Genomic DNA, 21902 nt, shown 5'->3' with positions numbered 1-21902 from the left:
TCGGAAATGGTGTTAAAACCACGCACTATAAGCGAGTTTGACCGCGAGTACGACTACGACGGTAACAAAGACGGGACGAATAAACTTCGCTCCAAACTTAATCGCCGAGTTTGCGCCTAAATATGCACCAAACATTAAGCATACACCCATGGTCAATCCTATGGCCCAGTTAACATGGCCAAGAACGATAAAGGTGACGAGTGAGGTAATGTTACTGGTGAAGTTCATGGCTTTGGCGAGGCCGGATGACAGCAGAATGTTCATTTTATACAGCGACATCGATGAGACGGTCCAAAATGCGCCAGTACCCGGTCCGATGACACCGTCATAGAAGCCGAGTGTTAGGCCCTGTCCCCATTGCTTTTTGTTTAGGTTTGGGTCGTCTTTCGGCAAAAAATGATTATCAGCTTTAGGTTGCGGATGCCAAATTGTGTAGACCGCCGTGGCGAGAATAACCAGAGGAAGGGCTTTTTCGAGCCAATCGGTGCTGATGTAATCAACCAGTAGTGTGCCGAAAATCGCACCAATTAAGGTGGCAATAAAGGCGTGTTTCCAAAACTCAGGAGAGAAAAGTTTTTTTCGGTAATACGTAATCGCAGCCGTTGAAGATGCAAACGTAGCGGATAGCTTATTCGTTCCCAATGCAACGTGAGGAGGAAGGCCAATAGAAAGCAATGCAGGGACGGTGAGCATGCCACCTCCACCCGCCACCGCGTCGATAAAACCAGCAGAAAAAGCCACCACAGCCAAAATGGCGATGGCGGTAGGGTCCAGTAGCTCAAGCATTAATATATTCTTATGTATATTCGATAATACGTTGAAACGGAGGTAAGGAATCCAGCAGGGCTTTTCCATAGCGTCGGCTTATGATGCGCCGGTCAAGCAGCACGACTCTTCCCGAATCATGTTCTTTTCGTAGTAATCTACCCGCTGATTGTACTAGCTTTTTACTGGCTTCCGGTACTGCAATTTGCAGAAATGGGTTGCCACCTTTGCTTTCTATGTATTCTGCGTGTGCCTCTTCGACCGGAGACGTAGGTACCGCGAACGGGATCTTGGTAATAATGAGGTTTGTAAGCTGATCGCCGGGTAAATCGAGACCCTCCGAGAAACTGCCTGTACCAAAAAGCACACTGACTTTTCCTTTGTCGCAACACTTACGATGAGCATCCAAAATCACGGAGCGTGAAGACTCGCCCTGCACGTGCAGTTCCCAACCATTCTTTTTCATTTGCGCGCGCATTTTGTCCGCGACTTGGTTCATTTGCCAGTACGAAGAAAATAACACCAAGCTAGATGTTTGACCTTCAAGGTACTCGAACAGTACGTCTGGCAAGATTTCGGTAAATTTCTCTTCTTGTGGCTCGCAGGGAATGGAAGGAACGACCAATCGCGCATTTTCTTGATAGTTAAACGGCGATGGCAAGGCAAGAAAACGTGTACCGTCATTCTCATCGAGACCCACTTGACGACAAAAGTAACTAAAGCTGTTTAAGGCACGCAAGGTCGCAGACAACAACGCGACGCCAGCAGCTTTTGACCAAAGAAGTTGATCAAGTCGCCAGCCGATTTCTAAGGGTGACACATGAACGATGAGGTCACTTTCTCTCTCAGGGCATTGCTCAATCCAGCGGGCAAGCGGTGCGCCTTTGTCTGAATTCGGTTGTGCCATCAGTGTCCAAACCTTTTCGAGATTTTCGAGACGCTGAAGAAAGAACGCGGATTCGGCCATGATAGGGTCTGCGAGACTACTTCGGATTTCCCCGTCTTTTACACGTTCGGCAATCAGATCGTGCAACTTACCTAAAGACTGCGTCGCTTTTTTGGCCGCTTTTTGCAGTTCTTTAGCTTCGGTCACAAGCGCATCAGGTAGTTCGCCATTTTCAAATCGATACGTGCCATCTTTGCTTAGCGGCAACTGACGCAGCATATCTCTGACAGAGCGTAACGAAGGAATGAGCACTTGAATGCCTGACTGCAGGCTGTCTAAAAACCGATTACTTCTTTTTATATCGCCAGCGTTGGCGATTTTAGATGCTGACTGGTTGAGCTTTTCTAACCACGCGGATGCACCGAGCAAGCTAGCTGCGGCGGAGGAAAAATCACGCGCGACGATAGGCAGGTGATGCGCTTCGTCAATCATATATAGCGATTGCTCTGGCTCGGGAAGAATGACTCCACCGCCTAGTTCGAGATCCGCCATCAATAAGCTGTGATTAGCGACAACAACATCGGCCTTATCAAGGTGCTCTCGCGCTTTTGCAAATGGGCACTGTCTGTGCGCGCTGAGTCCGGAATGACACGTGTGCTTATCTGACACAATCGTTTGCCAGATATGGTTAGGAATGGGTTTTGGCCAAGCGTCTCTATCGCCATCCCACTTTCCTCGAGACAGCGCACTGAGCATGGTATTGATAAGCTCAATCTCGGATTTTTTAGGTTTTTGCTCAAAAAGTGTCTGCTGACCGGCACCTTCAGCACCTGCGGCAGAGGCAAGTTTCTCGGCACAGCAATAGCGTTGACGCCCCTTCGCCAAAACAAAACTGAACTCTCTTGGCACCACACGCCGAAACAGGGGGAGATCTTTCTCAAATAGCTGTTCTTGAAGGGCGACAGTCGCAGTAGATACCACAACTTTCTTGTTGTTATTTAACGCAAATGGAATAGCCCCCATCAAGTAAGCCATTGATTTACCAATGCCAGTACCAGCCTCCGCGACAATAATTCGACGCTTGGGGTTGTATTCACCCGCAAGCGTTTTGGCAATTTCCGCTACCAAATAGTTTTGCGCCTTCCTTGGTATAAAATTCTGCAATTGCGCTTTCAAATTCTCGTAGCTGCAACGAATGTCTTTCTTTACTGATTGGCTAAGCATGTTTGGCACAAGGTAGTGTTGGGAACCGCAGTATATCACGCTTGCAGAATGTGAAAGAGTTCAAGTATTCGAGTATTTATTTTATTTTTTGAGATCGGGGTCACGAATATTGTTTGAACTAATATTAGCTATCACTATGAAATCCAAGGGGAATGCCATTCACTGCTTATGTTGAGTATTTGTAGTTTTTTATGCTGTAAATGTGTATTTATGTGGCCATGATTGGTTAAATGTTCTGGGGTGGTTTTGCGTGTAAGTTTGCAGAAATTTGACAATGGGATTTCGTAACTGTGACCCAACTCGAGTGAATGCTTCTATGTTGCTGTGGTGTAACGCATTTTTGTTTTTTTGATGTTGTTTTTTGTTGATTTGACAGATTTTAGATTTCTCTGCACTCTAAGTTTCGAAGTTAAAGCGTACTTGTTGTGACGTCGTTTAGGCTTTGTAACGGGTGCAATTATAAAAGGGATCCTGGAACAGGAATTCCAATCTAATAAAGAAAAGGCAGTGGATTAACATGAAAAAGACAGTTCTAGCTATGGCAGTTCCAGCTCTGCTGACTGCTGGTGCAGCACAAGCAAGCGTTAACCTTTACGACGCAGACGGCGTAGTAGTGGACCTTAGCGGTGCAGCTGAAATTCAATACTTCAAAGGCTACAAGAAAACTGAAGATGCAAACCTGCGCATTGATGATGCAGATCTGATTGTAACTACCTCTATTGCTGTTTCTGATAGCCTAGATGCTGTTGCAGGTATGGGCTTCAAATACGAAGATCAGTTCAACGGTACGCTAGCAAACGACAATGGCACAGTGAAGAATGATGAGCTGTGGGTTGGTTTTGCAAGCGATGACTTCGGTACCATCACTTTTGGTCGTCAACTTTTGATTTCTGATGATGCCGGTAACCAAAAAGATTATGAACTGGGTACTGAGCAAATCAGCTTTGTTCAAACTGAAGGTAGCCAAGTAATCAAGTGGGTTTACGACAACGGTACTTTCTATGCAGGTGCTAACGTAGACTTGGATCAAGACAAATCAGAAACCACAGACGGTCGCCAAATCGTTGGTGGTCGTATCGGTGCGCGTTTTGAAGGCTTTGATGGCCGCGTTTACCTGTACGATGCAGAAGATATTTCTGGTGATGACGTAAGCGGCTTCAACGCTGAGCTTGATTACGCGATTGATGCGTTTGACGTATCGGTAAGCTACGGTCAGCTTGAGTACAAGAAACACGCAAATACTTCTGACAAGCAAGACGTAGATGTGTTTGGTATCTCTGCAGGCTATCAAGCTGATGAGAAGACTTACATCGCAGTAGGTTATGACATCATCGATACTGATCCTTCTGCTGGCGGTAGCTACAGCAAAGAAGAATCTACTAGCTTGTACGCAAACATCACTTACAAACTGCACAGCAACGCAAAAGTGTATGCTGAAGTCGGTGTAAATGATGACGAAGTAAATGGCGCAGATGTAGATACTGATACCGGTTACGTACTGGGTATGGAAGTTAAATTCTAAGCAATCGCGAATTTAACGTAGTGAAGCCGCCTGATAGGGCGGCTTTTTGTTTCAGGGAGAGTAGAAGATGAGAATGCTAATTGCCGCCGGATTGTTAGCCATGCAAGGAACCGCGGTGGCCGCAGAGTTATCCGCTGACAATGGTCTGGAATTTTTGGTTATCAACGGAAAAAACGTAAAAAACCTAAGCAGCGAAGGTGACAAACGTCTTGAGCTTGAGCCTGGTAATTACCAACTGGTCGCGCGTTTTGATGATGAAGTAAAGCGCGGTTCGAAAACGAGCATGTTCACCTCTAAGCCGTTCGTGTTCGACATTACTGTTGCGAATGATGATATTGCATTAACAATCCCTAAGTTGAAATTCGAGAGCCAAGCTGCAGCATTTTTTAGAAATCCAGAGTGGGAAGTAGAAAACCTTTCTTCGGGTAATACGAATAAAATAGACGGTGTTCAACTAACCGGCAGTGGCTTTGGGTCTTATAACAACATGGAAAAAGCCGTTGCGAAATACAACCAAGAGAACGGCATTATCTTTGAAGGTGGCTCACCACAAGATCTTGAAGAAGTGGTTGTTGCCATTGATGAGAAAGGCAATGTTGATATCAAAGGCGACACACTTACCCAACTTAAGCTGTGGTATACCAAAGCTACGACGGAAGAAAAAAAGGCGTTTAAACGCTGGATGATCGACCAAGACTTTTAAGCGTTGGTTTGTTGCCATGTTGGAGGGTGTGTATGAGAAGTGCTGCTGCAGTGCTGCTGTGTTTAGGAATCGTTGGTTGTCAAAGCTCACTGGTTGATAAATTGCCCGTCTCCAATTATCAAGGTCATGTCCCCGACAAGCTTAACCAAGAACTCTTAACGTTCAATGATGTGCCCATTCAGTCGCTACGAGGCGAGACTATTCACTATATCTATGAAGAAGATAAAGCACTTCTAACCATAGTGAGGAAGCTTCGTAGTGCCAGATGGAATTGGGACATGAATAAATCGGATATATCCGATGACGTTCGGGTGTTTACTTGCGAACAACTTGGCCCAGCAATCGATATGGGACTGGGCGTGAGAACTTGGTATGCAGGCAGTGGTGGTTTTGTGACGGATGTCATTCAAGCGGGTGATTGTGATGGCCTCTATTGAGGCCTATCTATCGTGGACGTAGAGACTGTGTTCTCGGCAGCTGACGCAGCGAGGCTCTGCGGCATCAATCTCTAAATCAGCTTCTGCAATTTCTTCTTCGCAATCTGCACAGAGACCAAAAAGGCCTGTGTGGACGGCGCAGATTGCAGCATCAATTTTTTCCAAACGAAGCCCATCTTCATGGAGCTTTTCATTTTCGTGGCGGCAAAGCTTAATCAAATGCGCAGTTGGAACGTAGGAAGCGTCCAAACCCGTTAAACGAATTAGCGCATCTTCAAGCCTGCTACGAACCTCTTCTTTCTCATTTTCAAGGTTTTGGTGTAGCTGTGCTACCTTTTTAATATCAAGCATGGTGAATGCCTTTGTGCGCTTATCAAGTGGGACAGTGTAGTGTTTCTGGTTTGTTGCACACTGATTTATATCAAGACTAACGGGATAAACCCTGAGTTTTGTCCGTATTTAGGCTCAGGCTAAACGGGTATAGTGAGTCGCTGAATTGCCAACGTAGAAGAAGGAAGTTAACGATGGATACGAATTACAAAGACCCATTCAACGTGATGTATTTCATTGGTATGGTTGCGGTGATACTCATACCGACACTGCCGGCCACTTTGACTTGGATTGCAATGCTAAGCCGATAAATATGGACAACGGGAGGAAGGGTGCACCTATCATTTAAAAGAATCGTTTTGTTAAGTGTTGGCTGGATATGCGTTGCACTTGGCGTTATTGGTATCTTTCTCCCGCTGTTGCCGACGACGCCATTCATGTTGTTGGCGAGTGCCTGCTTCATGCGAGGTTCACCTCGAATTGCAAAATGGCTTCATGAACACCCCAAATTTGGCCCCGCGCTTAACAATTGGCATCAACACCGTGCGATTGACCGTCGGATAAAGCGGCGTGCAAATGTGTGTATCGTTGCGAGCTTCTGTTTATCGATTGCGATTGTTCCCGCAATTTGGCAGAAAGTGATGCTATTGACGATGGCAACCATACTTTTAATCTGGTTTAACCGTTTGCGTGAAATAGAAGCGGTTGCCCACGCCCCCGAAAATACATAACATGTGCTCTTTGGAGTCTCGGCGGTATTGTTTGCTCAGGCTCTATCTTTATTCCTGTAGTTTCATTGGAAGCCACGTAGGTGGTGAGACATTATGAGCCAAGACAAAATCGCATTTATCAAAGACAACATTAAGACCGTTCCTGATTATCCTAAACCAGGCATTATGTTCCGCGACATCACAAGCCTGATGGAAAATCCAGCGGCTTACAAAGCAACGATTGACTTGCTGGTTGAGAAATACCAAGGCCAAGGTTTCACAAAAGTTGTTGGCACTGAATCTCGTGGCTTTCTTTTTGGTGCGCCACTGGCACTGGAGTTGGGTGTAGGTTTCATTCCTGTGCGTAAACCGGGTAAATTGCCTCGTGAAGTGATCAGTGAAAGCTACTCGCTGGAATATGGCGAAGATACGCTTGAAATCCATACCGACGCAATTGTTGAAGGCGATAAAGTGTTGGTTGTCGACGACCTGCTAGCGACTGGCGGCACGATTGAAGCGACCACGAAACTTATCCGTCGTCTTGGCGGTGAAGTTGAACACGCTGCATTTATCATCAACCTGCCAGAAATTGGCGGTGAGGCGCGTCTGACTGCGCAGGGCATCAATGTATACTGCCTGTGTGAGTTCGACGGACACTAATTGTTCGTTTAGCCCAGAATCTCTAAAAGAGCGTGATCGTCAAGATCGCGCTCTTTTTGTCTGTGTGCTAGGATGGCGACAATAGAAGAATAGATTTTATAACGCATGAGTTATCAGGTATTAGCCAGAAAATGGCGCCCGCACCAGTTCAGTGATGTCGTCGGTCAATCGCACGTACTTACTGCACTGGCCAACGCGCTGGATCACAACAGACTCCATCATGCTTACTTGTTCAGTGGCACGCGAGGCGTGGGTAAAACGACCATCGCGCGTATATTTGCCAAAGGCCTGAACTGTGAGCAAGGTATTACGTCTACACCCTGTGGTGTTTGCGCGACGTGCCAAGAAATTGATCAAGGACGCTTTGTCGATTTGCTAGAGATCGATGCGGCTTCTCGAACAAAAGTCGAGGACACGCGAGACTTGCTGGATAATGTCCAGTACAAGCCTGCACGCGGTCGCTTTAAAGTCTATCTCATAGATGAAGTTCATATGCTGTCGCGGCACAGCTTCAATGCGTTGCTTAAAACGCTGGAAGAGCCGCCAGAATATGTGAAGTTTTTGCTCGCGACGACAGATCCGCAAAAACTGCCCGTCACGATTTTGTCTCGTTGTCTTCAGTTCCACCTGAAGCATCTCGATGTCACCCAAATTAAAGATCAGTTGCACCATGTTCTTGAACAGGAACACGTGGCTGCGGATTCACGCGCACTTTCATTGATTGCTCGTGCGGCGGAAGGCAGTATGCGTGATGCTCTGTCTTTGACTGACCAAGCGATTGCGCTGGGTAATGGTGCTGTTGTTGAACAGCAAGTGACTGAGATGCTTGGTACCTTGAGTACCGATCAGGCTCTACTCTTGCTTGAGGCATTGGCAGAAGGTCAGGCTGATCTTGTTATGCAGGTGCTTTCTCAGCTTGCAGAGGTTGGTGTTGAGTGGGATGGCCTTCTTAAGGAAATCGCGTCCCAATTGCATCGTATTGCAATGGCACAGGCGTTACCGGATGCACTTGACAACACGCAGCCAGATGCTGAACGCGTCAGTCATTTAGCTCAGACACTTTCGCCTCAAGATGTTCAGCTTTACTACCAAATTGCGCTTCAAGGTCGTCAGGACTTGCCATTTGCGCCAGATGGACGAGCAGGACTAGAAATGGTGCTGCTGCGTATTCTGGCATTCAAACCGGTTACGTCGGCGCACTATGAGCCATCTGTAATCAATGTACCGCTATCGGAGCCGCAAGCCAGTCAGCCGTCTCAGCATTCACAGGACAAGTTGGCATCACTGAAAGCGCAGGTAGCATCAGTACGCTCGAGCCACAATGCGCCGAGTAATGCTATACCTAACCAGCATGTGGCATCTAATCCACATACTGCGCCGAGCCAGATAGCCTCGCAAAATGTGCCAGCTGCCAAGCAACAGCAGTATGCGCCGCAGCAGCAAAGCACTGCACAAAGACAAGCTGTTCAGCCATCTCAGCCAATGCAAGAAGACCCTCAAATGTCTTCGCACATGGCGGCAATGGAACAAGAGGCGATGCGTGAATACGACCACGCACCTCATGATGAGCAGCAATATCAACCCGCTCCAGCGCAACAGGCTGCTCAACAGCCTACACAACCATCGCAGGGCTCGCCTTCGCAAGGAACGGCGTCTGGCAGTATTCTCGCTGCGCGTAATATGCTGAGAAGCCGCGCCAAGCAAGAGGGCCAACCGCCAAAAAAGGGTAGTCCGGTATCGGCTGGCAGCAAGCCGCTGTCAGTAATTGATCGTATTGCGGCAAAACATAAGCCTGCTGATCCGGCAACTTTTCAATCCTTGCCGACACAGGCTGCTACGGTGAAAGATGATGCGTATCGTTGGACACCTACTCAACATGTTGCTGAAGTTAAGACGGTAACCGTAACGCCAGAAAAAATTAAAAAGGCACTGGAGCACGAGCGAACGCCGGAAATGCGTGAAAAGCTTGAGCGTGAATCGATTGATAAAGATGAATGGTGCCGAATTGCCAATGCGTTAGATGCGCCTCGTTTGGTAAAACAGATGGCACTGAATGCATCGATGGAGAGTGATGGCTCTTCGATGACGCTAACGCTGCGATCCGCGCAGAAACACCTAAATACGGATCAAGCACAAGGCAAACTGCGAGACGCATTGAGCCACCAATTAGGACAAGCTATCACCTTGTCTGTTGTGCTTGGTGATGAAGGTGTAACGCCACTAGAATGGCGAGATAAGCTGTACACAGAAAAGTTGACGCAGGCCAGTCATAGCCTGAACGAAGATCCACATGTTCGCTTTATCTGTCAGCGTTTTGCCGCTGAAATAGATGAAGAGAGCATTAGACCGATATAAACCACGTGATGCTGTTTACGTCATAGCGTGAGCAGTTCCAGACTATAAAAGAGAGATTGATATGTTTGGTAAAGGCGGAATGGGCAACCTGATGAAGCAAGCGCAGCAGATGCAAGAGCGCATGCAGAAAATGCAGGAAGAGATTGCAAACATGGAAGTGACCGGTGAATCGGGTGCTGGCCTTGTGAAAGTTACCCTAACGGGCAGTCACAGCGTTCGCCGTGTTGATATCGACGAAAGCCTGATGGAAGACGAAAAAGACATGCTGGAAGATCTGATTGCGGCAGCTTTCAATGATGCAGCACGCCGTATTGAAGAAGCGCAGAAAGAAAAAATGGCTTCTGTGACTGGCGGTATGCAACTACCACCAGGCATGAAAATGCCATTCTAAGAATGCGTACCAGCCAACTGCTTGAACAATTAATGGAAGCGTTGCGTTGCCTGCCGGGCGTTGGCCCGAAAAGCGCGCAGCGTATGGCTTTTCATCTCCTTCAGCGTAACCGCCAAGGTGGTGTAAAGCTTTCTGAGTCATTGCTTGCGGCAATGACAGACATTGGTCATTGCGATAAATGTCGAACCTTTACTGAAGAAGAGGTTTGCGCCATTTGTGCCAACCCTCGTCGTCAGGAAAATGGCCAGATTTGTGTGGTAGAAAGCCCTGCAGATATCGCGGCGATTGAAGCGACAGGCCAATATTCTGGACGTTATTTTGTCTTGATGGGTCACTTATCACCACTAGATGGTATTGGCCCTTCAGACATTGGTTTGGATGTATTGGAAAAACGTTTGGCGTCAGAGTCGATTGCAGAACTGATTCTTGCGACCAATCCGACCGTGGAAGGCGAAGCGACGGCTCACTATATCAGTGAGCTTTGTGCCGAGCATGATGTTGTTGCCAGCCGAATTGCCCACGGTGTCCCGATGGGCGGCGAGCTAGAACTTGTCGATGGGACAACCTTGTCTCATTCCATCATAGGACGACATCGTCTCAGATAGAAAAGGCCGCTTAGCGGCCTTTTTTTTACCTGTTAGTTTTTACGTTTTCGGTTTATTGACGAGGTATTAATGCTCGCGTGGTGGCAGATTCGCCATCAGGCGTAATTGCGATGATCTCGACGCTTCTTGCTGGCTCACTGTCCACATAGACAAAGACCCGGCCATTGTCTGCAGTCATGAATTTGTCGTTAACACTGGCACCAGATACTGGCTGGCCATTTTGAGTCAATTTAACCCATGCGCCACCGTTTGCCGGAGTGACATCAAGGTCTAGGTTGTGGGAAGGCATCGCTACTGCAGCAGATGCACCAAAAACCATAGCTAGAGCGATAATTGTCGTTTTCATAATCGTATCTCCTTTTTGGTGTGCTTCTTGAGCAACAACTAAACAATATGAGGAGTGACCATGAATCACAACAGAGTAATTCGCTCAAAACGTTCTAAAAGATAGTGCAAGATTTCGTCAAATATCCGGTCAAACCCGGTAAGAATCTAAAAATTTCTTAAAATAGGCGGCACAGTGCTAATTTGTTGATTCTTAGTGAAAGGCGTAAGACTGAGTGTGATGGTGCTAGAGGGAAGAAAACGCCGACAGATGTCGGCGTAATAAGGGGGGCCACATGGGGTACTTAATACTTGCTATAAAGCACCATAGACCCGTGGTTTAGGCTTGTGAGTAACAATGAGCCATCGCCCAAAACGTCAATGCGTCTGACTTTCTCTGCGCCCATCCGATAAATAGAGCGAACAAACGTCAGGTCTTCTTTGGAGAACTCTGTGGTATCCCCAGTGGTAACATCTTTTAATTCGACCAAGTTCAGTTTCAAGTAACCACCGCTCACTTCCCACTCGCCAGATTCAGAGACGGACATCATTATCTGAACGTTCTCATTCTGATTCTTTAAGATGATTTGTGTATCTCTTGAGTAGGTGTTGTCGGGCAGAAAAACCATATTACTCTGTTGTTCAGACATAGTAAGCCCACTGGCATCACGGTACGCAGATTCTTGAAAGTAGTTATACGTTTTTGACTTCCATTCTCGTGATTTGAGTAAACTCGCGGTGCGAACATCTTCGCCTAAAAATACCCAGCTACTGCCAAGCAGCGAAAGGAATAGCAAGACAAAAGGTGCCCAGCGTTTAAATTGGTCACGTCGACGAATTTCTTGCGTTATCGACATAATGAATGGCTCTCCTCTTCACTGGTCAGAACAACATATGTCACGTTGTCATCTGCGTCATCAGCACTGTGTATGTAATTGAGCGAGATTTGATTGTCTTGGCCGCCTGTGACGATCACTTCTTCAAGAGGAGCTCCCTCGCTATAGTGGCTGATATACCTATCAACACATCTTTCAACCATCGGCTTCCATTTCACGATGCGTGCATTGGTGACGGGAATATACACGGGCACATCTTGAACCTTTAAAATTTCACGAAACGCTTCGGATTTCGGGGTTGAAGCGACAAAAAAGGCAACAGGAAGAAGAAGTGCTAATAGAAAAGCAACCCAAGAGCTTAGTGGCGTTTTAGGGTAGGTGGGTGGTGCTGTCGTGGTTTCCGGGATCGGGTCTGGTTGCGTGTATTCTGGCGGCGTTAAAGGCGCACTCATTACCTCTTCAATAGGATCAGGCGTGTCCACGATATCTTCGGATACCGTTTCTACGGGTTCTGGCAATGGATCTTCCTGAATAACGGGCTTGGGCGTTGGTATATCAACCGGTTGGTCGTTGTAGACTTCGACAGAGCAAACAACCTGATACCCACGTTTGGGTACGGTTTTGACGAACATCGGGTTCTTAGTCGACTCCTTTAACGCTTTCCTTAGCGTGGAAATTGATTGCGTCAGACTGGAGTCGTCAACTTCGAAGCCTTGTTTGCGCCAAACAAAGTCATGGATTCGGTTCCGCGTAACAATCGCATGAGGCTCTTCAATAAGAACCATCAAAACGCGGCATTCATTGCTCCCTAATCGGACTAAATCGTCATTCTCATGAAGATCGACCAGAGAGCTATCGCTGGGAGAGAAAACAAAACGCTCTCCCAGTAGGTATCGGTTCGATTTATTTAACATTCGTAATTCTAACCTGCACGAATTTTGGGCAATTTTAGAGGAAAAGGCCGATTTATAGGCGTAATTAAAGAGGATTATACTCGAATTGCGAAAAAGACCTCAACAAATGAAAAAATGCCTAAAGAACCTTGAAAAGTAAACATGCGACCCTATCTAAAAAGGAACAGTTAATAAAATCACATTTGGTTGGGGTTTAAATGAGCGATCAAGCAACTCTACAAAGTAAGGAAACACGTGGTTTCCAATCTGAAGTGAAGCAACTTCTTCACTTGATGATCCATTCTCTCTATTCGAACAAAGAGATTTTTCTGCGTGAATTGATTTCAAATGCATCGGATGCATCTGACAAATTGCGCTTTAAGGCACTTTCAGATGTCGCCCTGTATGAGAACGATGGTGACTTACGTGTTCGCCTGAGTGTGAATAAAGACGCGGGAACCTTGACCATTGAAGACAATGGCATCGGTATGACCCGTGACGAGGTGATTGATAACCTCGGCACCATTGCGAAATCTGGTACGGCTGACTTTTTCAAGCAGCTTTCAGAAGACCAAACGAAAGACAGCCAGCTTATCGGCCAGTTTGGCGTAGGCTTTTATTCTGCCTTTATTGTTGCGGATAAAGTAACGGTAGAAACCCGAGCAGCGGGTACTGACGCGTCAGACGCGGTTTGCTGGGAGTCGACGGGTGAAGGTGAATACACCCTCGAGAACATTGAAAAAGCATCTCGCGGTACGGTGATCACGTTACATCTTCGCGAAGAAGACAAAGAGTTTCTGGATGATTGGCGTCTGCGCGAAGTGATTGGAAAATACTCCGATCACATTGGTATCCCCGTTGAAATGTGGACCAAAGAGCGCGATGAAGAAGGAAACGAGACTGACCAAGGCAAATGGGAAAAGATAAATAAAGCTCAAGCCTTATGGACACGCTCTAAGTCTGATGTCTCAGATGACGAATACAAAGAATTTTATAAGCACCTTTCACACGATTTTGCCGATCCACTGCAGTGGAGCCATAACCGTGTCGAAGGGAAAAATGATTATACGAGCCTTCTCTACATTCCTTCCAAAGCACCTTGGGATTTGTTCAACCGTGAGCACAAGCACGGCCTGAAGCTTTATGTCCAACGTGTATTTATCATGGATGATGCGGCGCAGTTTATGCCGAGCTACCTACGTTTTGTTCGTGGCTTGATTGACTCCAACGATTTGCCGTTGAACGTGTCGCGTGAAATTCTGCAAGATAACAAAGTGACACAAGCACTGCGCAATGCATGTACCAAGCGCGTGCTCACTATGCTGGAGCGTATGTCGAACAATGACGCTGACAAGTACCTGAGCTTCTGGAAAGAGTTTGGCTTGGTGCTGAAAGAAGGCCCAGCTGAAGATTTTGCTAACCGTGAGAAAGTTGCAGGTCTGCTGCGTTTTGCCTCGACGAACATAGACAGCAGTGAGCAAACGGTGTCGCTGGGTGACTACGTGTCACGCATGAAAGAACAGCAGGACAAGATTTACTACCTGACGGCAGACAGCTATCAGGCAGCGAAGAACAGCCCGCACCTTGAGCAATTTAAAGCAAAAGGTATCGAAGTTATTCTGATGTATGACCGTATTGATGAATGGCTGATGAGTTATTTGCCAGAATTTGACGGTAAGCAGTTCCAAGCGATTACCAAAGCGGATCTCGACTTGAGTAAGTTTGAAGATGACGCTGAGAAAGAAAAGCGTGAGGAAACCGAAAAAGCGTTTGAGTCTGTGGTTGAGCGTGCGAAGAGCTATTTGGGCGATCGCGTTAAAGATGTGAGACCAACATTCAAACTGTCGGGTACACCTGCTGTTGTTGTGACCGACCAATTTGAAATGGGCACACAGATGGCTAAGCTGCTTGAAGCGGCTGGTCAGCAGGCACCTGAAGTGAAGTATATCTTCGAGCTGAACCCTGAACACACCTTGGTGAAGCAGATGTCTGATGAGGCTGACGAATTGGTGTTTGGACGTTGGGTTGAGATGCTACTTGGGCAAGCAATGTTGGCCGAACGTGGTGCAATGGACGATCCGTCTCAATTCCTGACAGCCGTAAATCAACTTCTGACTAAAGGCTAATTGCATCACAGCTTTGAATAGATAACCATTAACTATCAAGCCCAGCAGGATCGCTGGGCTTGATAGCGTTTACATAACCGTGTATTTTGCATTTTTTTGCGAACACTCCAAAGTAAAGAAAGGGGATAACTATGCGCATCATTCTTCTGGGCGCTCCAGGTGCAGGTAAAGGAACTCAAGCGCAGTTCATCATGGACAAATACGGGATTCCACAAATCTCTACAGGTGACATGCTGCGTGCAGCAATCAAAGCTGGCACTGAGATGGGCAAACAGGCGAAAGCAGTTATCGATGCTGGCCAGTTGGTGTCTGACGATATCATTCTTGGTCTGGTTAAAGAGCGCATTGCGCAAGAAGACTGTGCAAAAGGTTTCCTGCTGGATGGCTTCCCACGTACCATTCCTCAAGCTGACGGCCTGAAAGAAATCGGTGTTTCTGTTGACTACGTGTTGGAATTCGACGTTGCTGACAGTGTGATCGTTGAGCGTATGGCGGGTCGCCGTGCACACATCGCATCTGGCCGCACTTACCACGTTGTTTACAACCCGCCTAAAGTTGAAGGCAAAGACGACGTAACGGGTGAAGACTTGGTTGTTCGTGATGACGACAAAGAAGAAACCGTACGTGCGCGTCTGGGTGTATACCACGATCAAACAGCACCACTTATCGCTTACTACTCGAAAGAAGCGGAAGCGGGCAACACTCAGTACCTGAAATTTGACGGTACCAAGCTTGTTGACGAAGTTAGTGCAGAAATCGAAAAAGCACTGTCGTAAGACATTTGCTGTGATTTGCAAAAAGGGTAGCCGAAAGGTTGCCCTTTTTTGATCTTAACGAGGCTGAAAAGAGTACTGTCTCGGCGGGTATGTTATTCTTCTCTCGTAACTAACTGTTGAAGCAGGTTGAAATGGAAAATAATCAAAACAAAGTAGGGGTGTTGTTAGCAAACTTGGGAACGCCTGACGCACCGACCGCTAAAGCAGTGAAAGCCTTTTTAGGCGAATTTCTTCATGACAAACGCGTTGTTGATATGACGCGGTGGCTTTGGTGCCCGTTGCTGCATGGTGTCATTCTTCCCGTTAGGGCTCCTAAGGTTGCGAAGCTCTATGCCAGTGTATGGATGGATGAAGGTTCACCATTGATGGTGTACTCAAAACGTCAAAAAGCGGCCCTTGAAGCAGCACTGAATATGCCCGTTGAGTTGGGTATGACATATGGCTCCCCAAGCCTTGTCTCTGGTATTGACGCATTGACGGCGCGCGGGTGCGAAAAGATTTTCGTTTTTCCGCTTTATCCTCAGTATTCAAGAACGACCACTGCGGCGATTTTCGATAAAATTGCGAAATCTTTAAAGCAGCATCCAGCCTTACCCGAGCTTCGCTTTATTAATCACTATTTCAGTGAAGATACTTACATTGAAGCGTTGGCGCAGTCTGTTGAATCGCAATGGGAAGCCAATGGTAAACCGGACATGTTAGTGTGCTCTTACCACGGTATTCCAAAACGTTTCGCGGACAATGGCGATCCGTATGCGCAGCATTGTAAGCAGACAACCAACAAGCTCGCGGCGCGATTGAATAGCGATGTGCCTGTGAAGATGACGTATCAATCAAGGTTTGGGCGTGAAGAGTGGCTTCAGCCGTATACCGATAAAACACTGGAAACCCTGCCTTCTGAAGGTATCGAACGTATTGATATCATCACGCCTGCGTTCTCTGTTGATTGTCTTGAGACCTTGGAAGAGATTGCTGAGCAAAACCGTGACATATTTATGGAGGCGGGAGGTAAAGCCTACAATTACATTCCATGCCTTAACGATTCTCCTGCCCACATTGAGATGATGTGTCATCTTGTAGAAAGACATACCAAAGACTGGTAAGTCTTAAGCGAGAAAATAGCGGCTTTCTATACTGAAAATACCCAAGTGAAATGGTTGTCACTTGGGTATATTTGTAATGGGTATCTTTATCCTACAAATTTGTGTGATAGAATTCGCATTTTTACGCCACTACAACGACGCATAGAATCATGAAATTCCCAGGCCAACGCAAGTCTAAGCATTATTTCCCTGTGCACGCGCGCGATCCATTACTTGTTCAGGCAAGTGAGCAACGTAGGCTTAAAAGCCCTTGTGTTATCGGTATCGACCAAACGTTGGTAGATATCGAAGCGAAAGTCAGTGATGACTTCGTGAAGAAATACGAGTTGAGTAAAGGCCACTCTTTAGTGATTGATGACAAGCGCGCAGAAGCTTTGTATCAAGAACTAAAAGAAAACAACATGATCAGCCACGAGTTTGCGGGTGGCACGATTGGCAATACCCTTCATAACTACTCCACACTGGCAGATGACAAATCCATCCTGTTGGGTGTGATGAGCCGTGATATCACTATTGGTAGTTACGCTTACCGCTATTTGTGTAACACGTCTAGCCGTATGGATATGAACTATCTTCAAGCGGTTCAGGGACCAATTGGTCGTTGTTACGCGCTGATCAGTGAAGATGGCGAGCGTACCTTTGCAATCAGTGAAGGCCTAATGAACCAACTTCACCCAGATTCCATTCCTGAGCATGTATTCAAGAATGCATCGGCGTTGGTTTTGACCGCGTACCTTGTTCGTTGTAAAGAAGGCGACCCAATGCCTGAAGCGACGATGAAAGCGATAGAGTACGCGAAGAAATACGATGTGCCTGTCGTGATGACGCTGGGTACTAAGTATGTGATTCAGCAGAATCCTCAGTGGTGGCGCGACTTCCTATCTGAACACGTGACTGTTGTTGCGATGAACGAAGAGGAAGGTGAAGCACTGACCGGTGAAGCAGATCCGCTAAGCGCAGCCGACAAGGCTCTGGAGTGGGTAGACATGGTGCTATGCACTGCCGGTCCAGTCGGTCTGTACATGGCAGGCTATACCGAAAATGACGCGAAGCGTGAAACCTCGCTGCCGTTGTTATCTGGTGCTGTTGCGGAGTTTAACCGTTACGAATTTAGCCGCCCGATGGTGAAGAAATACTGTGAAGACCCGATTAAGGTGTATTCACACATCGCACCTTACATGGGTGGTCCAGAGCGCATTAAGAATACTAACGGTGCGGGTGATGGCGCGCTGTCAGCTGTGCTGCACGATATGTCAGCAAACCGCTATCACCGTGAAAATGTGCCGAATTCAAGTAAGCACTCCTATCCGTTCCTGACATATAGCTCGTTCTCTCAGGTTTGTAAGTACGCAAACCGTGTAAGCTACGAAGTGCTTGCACAGCACTCTCCGCGCTTGTCACGAGCGCTTCCTGAGAAGGAAGATAGCTTGGAAGAGGCTTACTGGGAACGCTAATTTCGTCATCCTTGGTTCTGATTCTGCGTTAGCTGCATGAACTCGCACTCGTCACTTAGTAAACTAAGCGCCCAGTGACTCGCTCAATTGCTACCTAGCCTCAGAGCCAATGATTTGAGATTCAAATCAACGACGTTGAGTTTTGTTCTTGGAAAGAAAAAATCCGCCACGAGGGCGGATTTTTTTTATCTATTTTCAATGCAATTGCCGGTGCAGTCTTAGTTACCTCGCTTATGTGAGCTTCTGTACCCAAGCGTCGGTTGCGCGCACCAAGGTGCGAAACAGAGAATCAAAGGCCTCTTTGGGCTGGTGGACAGGATCATCAATATCTCCTTGTCCTATCCATTGCCCGAGCAACATTGTTTTGCTTCTTGAGCCTGGCGAAAGCTGGGCGACTTCCTCAATGTGGTCATGCGACATGACTAATATCAGGTCAAACTGGGCACACAGCTCGGGACTGAGTTGGCGCGCCGCATGACAAGATAGATCAAAGCCGTGTTCCGCACACACCTGCAGAGAGTAGTGATGGGCACTGGCGTTGGTTAACTTACTGGCAGATACCATGGTTCCCGCTGATTCTACCGTATGATTAGGGAGTATCTCCTTTAGTAATACTTCAGCTACGGGAGATCGGCAGATATTGGCGGTGCAAACGACGAGAATTCGGTCAAACATGCGCGACCTCTTTTGTATCGTTCTGAGCCGAAGGAGAGACGAGCTCTCCCATTGCTGGCAATACAGCACTCGCGTTCGCAAGGAATAGAATCAATATAAAGGTGAGGGCATTCGCCATCGGCTGAAGGTTAAAGTCGACGCTGATGTGAATGAGCATCCCTATGATGGACATGATGCAACCTAGCGCGATGCCTTTCATTGTTTTGCTATGTCGAGTCCTGATGGTAGAAAAAGCCCGCCAAAATGCATAGAGGACAACAAAACCCAACAGCAGTGTCGCAGGAATTCCCGCTTCTACGAGAAACTGCACGTAGTCATTGTGTGCATGGTCATAGAACCCTATGTCTGCTTTAGAATACATCGGAAAGATCGTGTAAAAACTCGCCATGCCTGTCCCGGTAAACGGGAAATCGCGAATGATATCGAGTGACCAAATCACCACTTGGTCTCGAGATTCCGCGCCGAGTGATGTTTCGACGAGGCGTTGCTTCACTTTGTCCAGGCCAAATAATGCGCCGACTACGATAGTATCTATCGCAATCACACTACCAACCAATGCCGTCAACGCTCGGGGTTTGTTCTTATAAAAAATCAGCGCGATGATCCCGCCGATGGCCGTTGCTGCAAAAAAGGCGGTATTTCCCATGCGAGATCGCGTCATGACAAGCGCGATAACCATGATAATAAGACATAAGCGGATGTACATTTTCCGGCTCAGAATGCCTTCTAACAGCCTTTTGATGAACACAAAACGTGAGTCTGAAGGGCTTGTGTGAAGCTGTGCAACAATCAGACCCAGCCCCATACACAACGTCATCATAAGATAATTGGCGAGATGGTTTTTATAGACAAATGAACCCGTGGCGATTCCTTTTTCAGTGAAGCCAAATACCGGGCTTTCTGTCATATCAAGCAATACAACCATTGCCGCGTAAAACGCCTGAAACGTACCACTTATGACGATTGCTAGGACGACTTGTTTAAGCCGTTGACTCGAATTCACCAAGAAAATAGCGTTAAGCACGAAAAGCGTATAGGCCACACCTTTAAACAGTGAGGTGAGTGTCATTCGAGAATCAAGGGAGATAAACCCCGTTGGTGCGCCAACAAGTTGATAGATATCCGCGCTTTTTTGTGAAAAGAACGAGAGCATGTCCCAAGGAAGGGGAAGTGCTTGAAATAACACCCATACCTGAAAGAAGGCTAGGCCAAACAGCAGGCATTTATAACGCTTGATGGGCTCAGAAGGTAAGTTACCGCGATAGGCGAGGATGAGTAGGATCGATTGAAGGGCTATCCAAATTTCTGCGATTGCCCAGGCCCAATCTCGGTTGCTGCCTAATGGAATGGGGAGCCAGATAATCAGTAAAAGAAGGGAATAAAAAGAAAATCGCTCTAAGGAAGCCATACAAAATCTCTTGATGAGAGTACAACAAAAAGCCCAACGAACGCTGGGCTTCTAAAGGCTAATGGTGTGACGACATCTCTTAATTAGGCGAGATAACATCCGTGCCACCACCACCTTGGCCGCCAACTGCAGGAGCTGCTGGTGGAGCAGGCCCTACTGCGGCAGTTTGAATACCCGCGGCGGTTGCCTCTGCGATTTGCGTCGGATCGACCCCAGCCAACAGGGCTGCTGTTGTAATGTTCTCACTCGCAACACCAGCATCACGAGCAATCTGCGCGATTTCCAGTGCACTATCTGGGGCTGCTGTCATAGCGGCTTGAACAGCGAGTTGAGGGTCAACTCCGTCCATGCCAAGTAGCAACGCCAAAATATCGACAGCATGCTCGGCATTTTCGATCAAAACGCTTTGATACGTTTCTTCCGTTGGCGCATCGCCAAGCTGAAGCAATATCGCATCACGCTGTTCATCGCTTTCGAACGCAAACGTAAATGAAGAAAACGCTAAGGTAGTCGCGCCTAAAAGAGTAGCGGCAAATTTCATAATTCTTCCTTGAAAGTGGTTTCAACACTTTGATTAAAGAAACTATATCAGATTTGAGATGATATAAAATGTCAACGAAAGACACGGGATGGTCGATCAGTGAGTCGCTTTGTTTTTTGACCACGCTATCGCAATAACACTGCAAAAATATGTACCAAACAACACGCCAACAACGTTGACCGCCATATCTAACCAAGAGAATTGTCTTGAAGGAATGAGCGACTGTAATGACTCATCTAACACGACCAACACCAAAACGAAGAGAGTCGCGGGTGGTAACCCAAAGCAGATTTTTCTTTGTGTAGTTAGCCGACAAAGCATGCCGAGGATAAAAGAGCCACAAAGGTGGAGATAAATGTCGCCACCCATCAGGACTTCCGTTGCCCGAATTTGTTCGGCCAAAATCCCAGCAGACTTAAGAACAGATGCGCAGCCCAAAAGGGTGACAAAAACGACCAGTGCAAATAAAGGGCCTTTAGAAACATTAGACACAAGCCTGCACCTTTACTTTATTAAACGCCAAAAGATTACAGATGCGCTGTTTACCGCCTGAATAGGTGATCATGGTGTTTAGTGCGTTGCGATGTCGCCAACTGCTGGCTAGAGAAACGAGGTGCTGAGAGGCATAAACTCTATTCTCCACCTGCATGGATTCCCAGTTAGAAAAAGCACTGTCAACCAACATAAGACGGCTTGATAGTGAATAGGGCCCAAAGAGAGACGCGAGAGAGCGAAACGCTTCCGCATCCTTAGGTGATTCAGCAAGCTTTGCCAATTCAACATAGGTATTTGCCCAAGTAGGGCGCAAATAAGAACTGGTCAACAGCAGAGAACTTGAGTAGTCATTCGTTCGAGCATCATGACCAAGATACGAAAGCCACTGGTTGAACATAGACGCACTATTGAGTTGGTGTGCTGTGACAACAACGGTGGCTAACTCTGATGCTCCGAGATGTTGATCGTTTTGGCGAATATCCAAATTAGCGTGTTCAGAAAAATGTGTAATTCTAGATACCATCGCTTTGGATGTGAGGGCATTTTGTAACGTGAGTTGGCTGAAGATGAGCAAGAGTAATGAGAATAAGAGTAATACTGCAGAAACATAACTGACTTTCATAGATTGCTTCGTACCCAAAGAGATAACAAAATTACAATTCCAGTACTTCTATAAATAAAAG

General features: G+C 46.9%; 23 protein-coding genes. 12 read left to right on the top strand and 11 right to left on the bottom strand.

Annotation, left to right across the window (positions count from 1 at the left end):
* Positions 1–12: 12 nt before the first annotated feature.
* On the bottom strand, positions 13–786 hold the full coding sequence (locus LRP49_RS14620) for a TSUP family transporter (protein ID WP_274143045.1): 774 nt from the start codon (positions 784–786) through the stop codon (positions 13–15).
* Positions 787–796: 10 nt separating this feature from the next.
* On the bottom strand, positions 797–2875 hold the full coding sequence (gene dinG, locus LRP49_RS14615) for an ATP-dependent DNA helicase DinG (protein ID WP_274143044.1): 2079 nt from the start codon (positions 2873–2875) through the stop codon (positions 797–799).
* A gap of 517 nt (positions 2876–3392) precedes the next feature.
* On the opposite strand from dinG, the gene LRP49_RS14610 reads away from it, so the two are divergent.
* The 3 genes from LRP49_RS14610 (at position 3393) to LRP49_RS14600 (ending at position 5537) form a co-directional block, all read left to right on the top strand.
* Positions 3393–4397, top strand: coding sequence for a porin (locus tag LRP49_RS14610; RefSeq protein ID WP_274143043.1), 1005 nt, complete (start codon positions 3393–3395; stop codon positions 4395–4397).
* A 67-nt stretch (positions 4398–4464) separates the two neighbouring features.
* Positions 4465–5100: a YccT family protein gene (locus LRP49_RS14605; protein WP_274143042.1), complete on the top strand. Its 636-nt coding sequence runs from the start codon at positions 4465–4467 to the stop codon at positions 5098–5100.
* Between the two features lie 32 nt (positions 5101–5132).
* The gene (locus LRP49_RS14600) at positions 5133–5537 is read left to right on the top strand and encodes a hypothetical protein (RefSeq protein ID WP_274143041.1); all 405 of its coding nucleotides are present in this window, start codon (positions 5133–5135) and stop codon (positions 5535–5537) included.
* Positions 5538–5540: 3 nt separating this feature from the next.
* On the opposite strand, the gene LRP49_RS14595 is transcribed toward LRP49_RS14600, so the two are convergent.
* Positions 5541–5888, bottom strand: coding sequence for a TraR/DksA family transcriptional regulator (locus LRP49_RS14595; protein ID WP_274143040.1), 348 nt, complete (start codon positions 5886–5888; stop codon positions 5541–5543).
* A gap of 311 nt (positions 5889–6199) precedes the next feature.
* Here LRP49_RS14595 and LRP49_RS14590 point away from each other — a divergent pair, with 311 nt between their 5' ends.
* From LRP49_RS14590 to recR, 5 genes are all read left to right on the top strand, one after another.
* The gene (locus LRP49_RS14590) at positions 6200–6598 is read left to right on the top strand and encodes a YbaN family protein (protein WP_274143039.1); all 399 of its coding nucleotides are present in this window, start codon (positions 6200–6202) and stop codon (positions 6596–6598) included.
* Positions 6599–6691: 93 nt separating this feature from the next.
* Complete coding sequence (gene apt, locus LRP49_RS14585) at positions 6692–7237, top strand: adenine phosphoribosyltransferase (protein ID WP_274143038.1); 546 nt, start codon at positions 6692–6694, stop codon at positions 7235–7237.
* A 105-nt stretch (positions 7238–7342) separates the two neighbouring features.
* Positions 7343–9592, top strand: a complete 2250-nt coding sequence (dnaX, locus tag LRP49_RS14580) for a DNA polymerase III subunit gamma/tau (protein WP_274143037.1) — start codon at positions 7343–7345, stop codon at positions 9590–9592.
* A 61-nt stretch (positions 9593–9653) separates the two neighbouring features.
* Positions 9654–9983, top strand: coding sequence for a YbaB/EbfC family nucleoid-associated protein (locus LRP49_RS14575; RefSeq protein WP_274143036.1), 330 nt, complete (start codon positions 9654–9656; stop codon positions 9981–9983).
* Between the two features lie 2 nt (positions 9984–9985).
* Complete coding sequence (gene recR, locus LRP49_RS14570) at positions 9986–10588, top strand: recombination mediator RecR (protein ID WP_274143035.1); 603 nt, start codon at positions 9986–9988, stop codon at positions 10586–10588.
* A gap of 52 nt (positions 10589–10640) precedes the next feature.
* Here the strand turns inward: recR and LRP49_RS14565 are convergent, their stop codons facing one another.
* The 3 genes from LRP49_RS14565 to LRP49_RS14555 form a co-directional block, all read right to left on the bottom strand.
* A complete protein-coding gene (locus tag LRP49_RS14565; RefSeq protein WP_274143034.1) occupies positions 10641–10934 on the bottom strand; it encodes a hypothetical protein in 294 nt (97 codons plus the stop codon).
* Between the two features lie 283 nt (positions 10935–11217).
* Positions 11218–11769, bottom strand: a complete 552-nt coding sequence (locus LRP49_RS14560; protein ID WP_274143033.1) for a regulatory protein ToxS — start codon at positions 11767–11769, stop codon at positions 11218–11220.
* Positions 11760–12662 carry a transcriptional regulator gene (locus LRP49_RS14555; RefSeq protein ID WP_274143032.1) on the bottom strand — a complete coding sequence of 301 codons (903 nt, stop codon included), beginning with the start codon at positions 12660–12662 and terminating at the stop codon, positions 11760–11762. Before LRP49_RS14555 ends, LRP49_RS14560 begins: the two co-directional genes overlap by 10 nt.
* A 197-nt stretch (positions 12663–12859) precedes the next feature.
* On the opposite strand from LRP49_RS14555, the gene htpG reads away from it, so the two are divergent.
* The 4 genes from htpG to LRP49_RS14535 all read left to right on the top strand — a co-directional run bounded on the left by htpG (position 12860) and on the right by LRP49_RS14535 (position 18100).
* Positions 12860–14767, top strand: a complete 1908-nt coding sequence (htpG, locus tag LRP49_RS14550; protein ID WP_274143031.1) for a molecular chaperone HtpG — start codon at positions 12860–12862, stop codon at positions 14765–14767.
* Positions 14768–14898: 131 nt separating this feature from the next.
* The gene (gene adk / locus LRP49_RS14545) at positions 14899–15543 is read left to right on the top strand and encodes an adenylate kinase (protein ID WP_274143030.1); all 645 of its coding nucleotides are present in this window, start codon (positions 14899–14901) and stop codon (positions 15541–15543) included.
* Positions 15544–15674: 131 nt separating this feature from the next.
* Complete coding sequence (gene hemH, locus LRP49_RS14540) at positions 15675–16646, top strand: ferrochelatase (protein ID WP_274143029.1); 972 nt, start codon at positions 15675–15677, stop codon at positions 16644–16646.
* 149 nt (positions 16647–16795) lie between these two features.
* The gene (locus LRP49_RS14535; protein ID WP_274143028.1) at positions 16796–18100 is read left to right on the top strand and encodes an inosine/guanosine kinase; all 1305 of its coding nucleotides are present in this window, start codon (positions 16796–16798) and stop codon (positions 18098–18100) included.
* Between the two features lie 231 nt (positions 18101–18331).
* On the opposite strand, the gene LRP49_RS14530 is transcribed toward LRP49_RS14535, so the two are convergent.
* The 5 genes from LRP49_RS14530 to LRP49_RS14510 form a co-directional block, all read right to left on the bottom strand.
* Positions 18332–18775 (bottom strand): low molecular weight protein-tyrosine-phosphatase, encoded by a 444-nt coding sequence (locus LRP49_RS14530; RefSeq protein ID WP_274143027.1) that lies wholly within the window; start codon positions 18773–18775, stop codon positions 18332–18334.
* Complete coding sequence (locus LRP49_RS14525; RefSeq protein ID WP_274143026.1) at positions 18768–20183, bottom strand: O-antigen ligase family protein; 1416 nt, start codon at positions 20181–20183, stop codon at positions 18768–18770. Before LRP49_RS14525 ends, LRP49_RS14530 begins: the two co-directional genes overlap by 8 nt.
* Before the next feature lie 79 nt (positions 20184–20262).
* Entirely contained in the window at positions 20263–20724 is a 462-nt protein-coding gene (locus tag LRP49_RS14520; RefSeq protein ID WP_274143025.1) for a hypothetical protein, read from the bottom strand.
* Between the two features lie 96 nt (positions 20725–20820).
* Positions 20821–21216, bottom strand: a complete 396-nt coding sequence (locus tag LRP49_RS14515) for a VanZ family protein (RefSeq protein ID WP_274143024.1) — start codon at positions 21214–21216, stop codon at positions 20821–20823.
* Positions 21209–21841, bottom strand: coding sequence for a hypothetical protein (locus LRP49_RS14510; RefSeq protein ID WP_274143023.1), 633 nt, complete (start codon positions 21839–21841; stop codon positions 21209–21211). The genes LRP49_RS14515 and LRP49_RS14510 overlap by 8 nt, the downstream gene beginning before the upstream one ends.
* Positions 21842–21902: the final 61 nt, after the last annotated feature.

The sequence above is a fragment of the Enterovibrio qingdaonensis genome (assembly GCF_028683135.1).
GTDB classification, from domain to species: Bacteria; Pseudomonadota; Gammaproteobacteria; order Enterobacterales; family Vibrionaceae; genus Enterovibrio; species Enterovibrio qingdaonensis.
The sequence above is the reverse complement of the archived record's forward strand: the minus strand, read 5'-3'. Positions and strand labels throughout refer to the sequence as shown.